5 protein-coding genes and 1 pseudogene are annotated in these 4,832 nt (G+C 70.6%); all 6 read left to right on the forward strand.

Annotated elements, in window-relative coordinates:
• Positions 1–258 precede the first annotated feature (258 nt).
• On the forward strand, positions 259–1,815 hold the full coding sequence (ffh, locus tag IJH84_RS23540; RefSeq protein ID WP_295149139.1) for a signal recognition particle protein: 1,557 nt from the start codon (positions 259–261) through the stop codon (positions 1,813–1,815).
• Complete coding sequence (locus tag IJH84_RS23545; RefSeq protein WP_200070174.1) at positions 1,812–2,888, forward strand: amidohydrolase family protein; 1,077 nt, start codon at positions 1,812–1,814, stop codon at positions 2,886–2,888. Before ffh ends, IJH84_RS23545 begins: the two co-directional genes overlap by 4 nt.
• 110 nt (positions 2,889–2,998) lie before the next feature.
• Complete coding sequence (locus IJH84_RS23550) at positions 2,999–3,793, forward strand: CPBP family intramembrane glutamic endopeptidase (protein WP_295149142.1); 795 nt, start codon at positions 2,999–3,001, stop codon at positions 3,791–3,793.
• Positions 3,794–3,973: 180 nt separating this feature from the next.
• Positions 3,974–4,429, forward strand: coding sequence for a 30S ribosomal protein S16 (rpsP, locus tag IJH84_RS23555; protein WP_200070172.1), 456 nt, complete (start codon positions 3,974–3,976; stop codon positions 4,427–4,429).
• Positions 4,426–4,665 carry an RNA-binding protein gene (locus IJH84_RS23560; protein ID WP_295149144.1) on the forward strand — a complete coding sequence of 80 codons (240 nt, stop codon included), beginning with the start codon at positions 4,426–4,428 and terminating at the stop codon, positions 4,663–4,665. The genes rpsP and IJH84_RS23560 overlap by 4 nt, the downstream gene beginning before the upstream one ends.
• A 2-nt stretch (positions 4,666–4,667) precedes the next feature.
• Positions 4,668–4,832 (forward strand): annotated as a pseudogene (locus IJH84_RS23565) (ribosome maturation factor RimM); the annotation flags it as partial.

Here is a 4,832-nt window from a genome sequence, read left to right on the forward strand (position 1 = left end):
CCCGCGGGACCGCGCCTGATCCCGGCGAGGACGTGAGAACGTCTTCGCCGCCGGAAACAAGTCCGCGCGCTGCGGCTGTGCAGCACGCGTGAAACCGACCCGGCCCGGAACGCCGCTGCTGGTGCGGCGTTCCGGGCCGCCGGTTCTCCTCGGGCGGGCGCGGTCCGGTTACCCTCGATCCCAAGTATTCAGGTACCGCAGCACTCGGGTGCCTGGTGCGCTCAGGTACCTCACTCGACTCAGGAGCGGCGAGAACCCGTGTTCGACACCCTTAGCGACCGGCTCACCTCGGTCCTGCAGAACCTGCGCGGCAAGGGCCGGCTCTCGGACGCCGACATCGACGCCACGGCGCGGGAGATCCGCATCGCCCTGCTGGAAGCCGACGTGGCGCTGCCGGTGGTGCGCGCGTTCATCGCGGGTGTCAAGGACCGGGCCAAGGGAGCGGAGGTCTCCGCCGCGCTGAACCCGGCCCAGCAGGTCATCAAGATCGTCAACGAGGAGCTGGTCGGCATCCTCGGCGGGGAGACCCGCCGCCTGGAGTACGCCAAGAACCCGCCCACCGTGATCCTGCTGGCCGGGCTGCAGGGCTCCGGCAAGACCACGCTCGCGGGCAAGCTCGCCAAGTGGCTCGCCGGTCAGGGCCACACCCCGATGCTGGCGGCGTGCGACCTGCAGCGGCCGAACGCGGTCAACCAGCTCCAGGTCGTGGGTGAGCGCGCGGGCGTGCCGGTGTTCGCGCCGGAGCCGGGCAACGGCGTCGGCGACCCGATCGGGGTGGCCCGCGGCAGCCTGGACGAGGCCAAGCGCGCCCAGCACGACGTGGTCATCGTCGACACCGCCGGTCGGCTCGGCGTCGACGAGGAGATGATGCAGCAGGCCGCGGACATCCGGGACGCGGTCAGCCCCGACGAGATCATGTTCGTGGTCGACGCCATGATCGGCCAGGATGCGGTCAGCACCGCCGAGGCGTTCCGCGACGGCGTCGGCTTCTCCGGCGTGGTGCTCACGAAGCTGGACGGCGACGCCCGCGGTGGTGCCGCGCTGTCGGTCCGGCAGGTCACCGGCCAGCCCATCATGTTCGCCTCCAACGGGGAGAAGCTGGAGGACTTCGACGTCTTCCACCCCGACCGGATGGCCAGCCGGATCCTCGGCATGGGCGACATGCTCACCCTGATCGAGCAGGCGGAGCAGGCGTTCGACGCCGACCAGGCCGAGCAGGCCGCGGCCAAGCTCGGCTCCGGGCAGCTGACCCTGGAGGACTTCCTGGAGCAGATGCAGGCGGTCCGCAAGATGGGGCCGCTGCAGAACCTGCTCGGGATGCTGCCGGGCGCGAACGGCATGAAGGACCAGCTGGCCAACTTCGACGAGAAGCACCTGGACCGGCTGCAGGCCATCATCCGCGGCATGACGCCTGCCGAACGGGACGACCCGAAGATCATCAACGCCTCGCGCAGGCAGCGCATCGCCCGCGGTTCCGGGGTCAACGTCAGCGACATCAACGATCTGGTGAACCGGTTCTTCGAAGCCCGCAAGATGATGCAGTCGATGGCCGGCCAGTTCGGCGGCTTCGGCGGCGGCGGTGGCGGCAAGAAGGGCAAGAAGGGCAAGGGCAAGAACCGCAAGGGCAAGAACAAGGGCCCGACGCCGCCGAAGGGCATGAAGGGGATGCCGGGCGGGATGCCCGGCGGAATGCCCGGGCTGCCGCCCGGCGGTGCGGGTGGTCCCGACATGTCCAAACTGGAGGGCGGGCTCAACGAGCTGCCATCGGGCTTCGACCCGTCCAAGCTGAACTTCGGCGGCAAGAAGAAGAAATGAGCGCGGCGCTGCACCTGCGCGGGGTCCTGCTGCCCGGCGGTGAGACCGGTGACCTCTGGCTGCAGGACGGTCTGATCAGTCATCAGCCGATTCCGGGCGCGACGACCGTGTTCGACGGCGGCTACGTGCTGCCGGGCCTGGTGGACGCGCACTGCCACGTCGGCATCGGGCCGGAAGGCCCGGTGGAACTCGACGTTGCCGTGCAGCAGGCCGAGACCGATCGGGACGCGGGCACGCTGCTCATCCGCGACTGCGGCGCGCCGATCGACACCCGGCCGCTGCAGGAGCGCACCGATCTTCCGCGGATCATCCGCGCCGGGCGGCACCTGGCGAAGCCGAAGCGCTACATCCCGTACCTGGCCGACCAGCTCGAGGACGAGTCCGAGCTGCCGCGCGCCGTGGCCGAGCAGGCCGAGTACGGCGACGGCTGGGTCAAGCTGGTCGGGGACTGGATCGACCGCTCCGCAGGGGACCTCGCCCCGCTGTGGAGCGACGGGGCGCTGACCGAAGCGATCGAGGTCGCGCACGCGCACGGCGCCCGCGTCACCGCGCACGTCTTCGGCGAAGAAGCGCTGCCCGGCCTGCTGCGAGCGGGCATCGACTGCATCGAGCACGGCACCGGGCTCACCGACGACACCGTGGAGCTGATGGCCCGGCACGGCACCGCGCTGGTGCCGACGCTGGTCAACATCGAGAACTTCCCGTCGTTCGCCGCTTCGGCGAGCAAGTACCCCGACTACGCCGCGCACATGACCGCGCTGTACGAGCGCGGCGACGCGACCGTGGCCAAGGCGGTCGAAGCCGGCGTGCCGGTCTACGCGGGAACCGACGCGGGCGGCGGCATCGAGCACGGCGTGCTCGTCGACGAAGTGCTCGCGCTGCACCGCGTAGGGCTCTCCGCGGAGGAAGCGTTGGGCACGGCGTCCTGGTCGGCCCGGGAATGGCTCGGGTACGGGGGCTTGCAGCACGGCGCGGTGGCCGATTTGCTGTGCTACGACGACGATCCCCGCAAGGACCTCGCGGCGTTGCGGCATCCTCGGCGCATCGTGCTGCGGGGCGCGGTCGTCGGCTGACCCGCATCCGATTTCGGATGCTCGGCAGGAAAGCGCGAAGGTAATCTGGCGGTTCCGCCATGGCCCGCCGCGAGCGACCCGGATGCCGTTCGCCCGAGACGGAGGCGCCCGTGCAGGTACCGAACCCCGACTTCCCCGACGGCGCGGCGGAGGCCGGAGGCGCGGGAACCACCGCTTCCGCGAGCGCGACCGCGCAAGCCGACCGTCCCGGCTCGGCCCGGCCCGATCACCGCTGGGGCTTCGGCGCGTTCTTCTTCGCCGAAGCCGTGTTCATCCTGACTTCGGTGGTGCTGCCCGCGATCTACGGGAAGCCGAGCGGTGACGGCCCCCTGATCGTGTTGATGATGATGGTGCCGACGTTGCTCTCCGGCGCGGTCGCGGTGCTGATCACGGTGCTGCGCGGGAACGGGCCGCGGCTGGACTTCGGGCTGAACCTGCACTGGTGGGACATCCGGACCGGGCTGACCGTCGGCGCCTTCGGCATGATCACCACGACCGCGGCTTCGATGATCTGGATCCGCTGGGTCGGCCCGGACAACGCCACTTCGACCGTGAGCAGCCTGCTGGACGGGGTGCGGCTGTCGCCTTCGCTGGCGGTGCTGCTGTTCCTGCACGTGTGGCTGATCGCGCCGATCTGCGAGGAGCTGCTGTACCGGGGCCTGCTGTGGGGCGCGATGGACCGGCTGCGGTGGAGCCAGATCAGCGCTTTCGTGCTGTGCACGGCGCTGTTCGCGATCGGGCACCTGGAGCCGGAGCGGACCGCGCTGCTGCTGGTGATCGCGGTACCGATAGGCGTGGCGCGGATGCTCACCGGCCGCCTCACCGCCAGCGTGGTCGCGCACCAGGTGAACAACTTCCTGCCCGCGCTGGGCCTGCTGCTGCTCTCGCTCGGCGTTCTCGGTTAGGCCGCCGGGAGCCTGCTGCGGCGGGGAAACCGGCGTCTGGCACAATTGTCGACTGTTCGCCGTGCGGCGGTCCCTCTCACCGTCCGCGGCCGTCTACGTATGAGCATGGAACACCGTTTTCCCCACACGGCTCGACATGCTCCCCGAGCACGAACGAGAGTCTGAGGAGCACCAGCACCCGTGGCTGTGAAGATCAAGCTGGCGCGGATCGGTAAGGTCCGCGAGCCGCACTACCGCATCATCGTCGCCGACGCGCGCACCCGCCGGAACGGCCGGGACATCGAGACGATCGGGCAGTACCACCCGAAGGAGAACCCGAGCCGCATCGAGGTCAACTCGGATCGGGCGCAGTACTGGCTGGGCGTCGGCGCGCAGCCGACCGAGCCGGTGCAGGCCATCCTGGAGGTCACCGGTGACTGGCAGAAGTTCAAGGGCCTGCCGGGCGCCGAGGGCACGCTGAAGACGCCGGAGGCCAAGCCTTCCAAGCAGGACCTGTTCAACGCCGCGCTCGCGGCCGCCGGTGAGGAACCGACCACCGAGGCCGTCACGCCCAAGAAGAAGGGCGGCAAGAAGGCCGAGGCGGACACCGCCGAAGCCGCCGCCGAGGAGCAGAAGTCCGAGGACGGCCAGGCGTGACGGTCCTAGCGGACGCGCTCGAACACCTGGTGCGCGGCATCGTCGACAACCCCGACGACGTCCGCGTCCAGCTCCTCACGTCTCGGCGCGGCCGCACCCTGGAAGTCCACGTGAACCCGGACGACCTCGGCAAGGTCATCGGTCGCGGCGGTCGCACGGCGACCGCGCTGCGCACCGTGATCTCCGGCATCGGCGGTCGCGGCATCCGGGTCGACGTGGTCGACACCGACCGTTGACCATGAGCGGTCCTGCGCTGGCCGTGGGCAAGGTCGTCAAGTCGCACGGCGTGCGCGGCGAGGTCGTCGTCGAGGTGCGCACCGACAGCCCCGAGCTGCGGTTCGCGCCGGGCGCGGTGCTCGGCGTCCAGCGCCGGGCGACGGCCGCCCCGGCCACGCTCACCGTC

The organism is Saccharopolyspora sp., from assembly GCF_017434145.1.
Lineage (GTDB): Bacteria > Actinomycetota > Actinomycetes > Mycobacteriales > Pseudonocardiaceae > Saccharopolyspora_C > Saccharopolyspora_C galaxeae.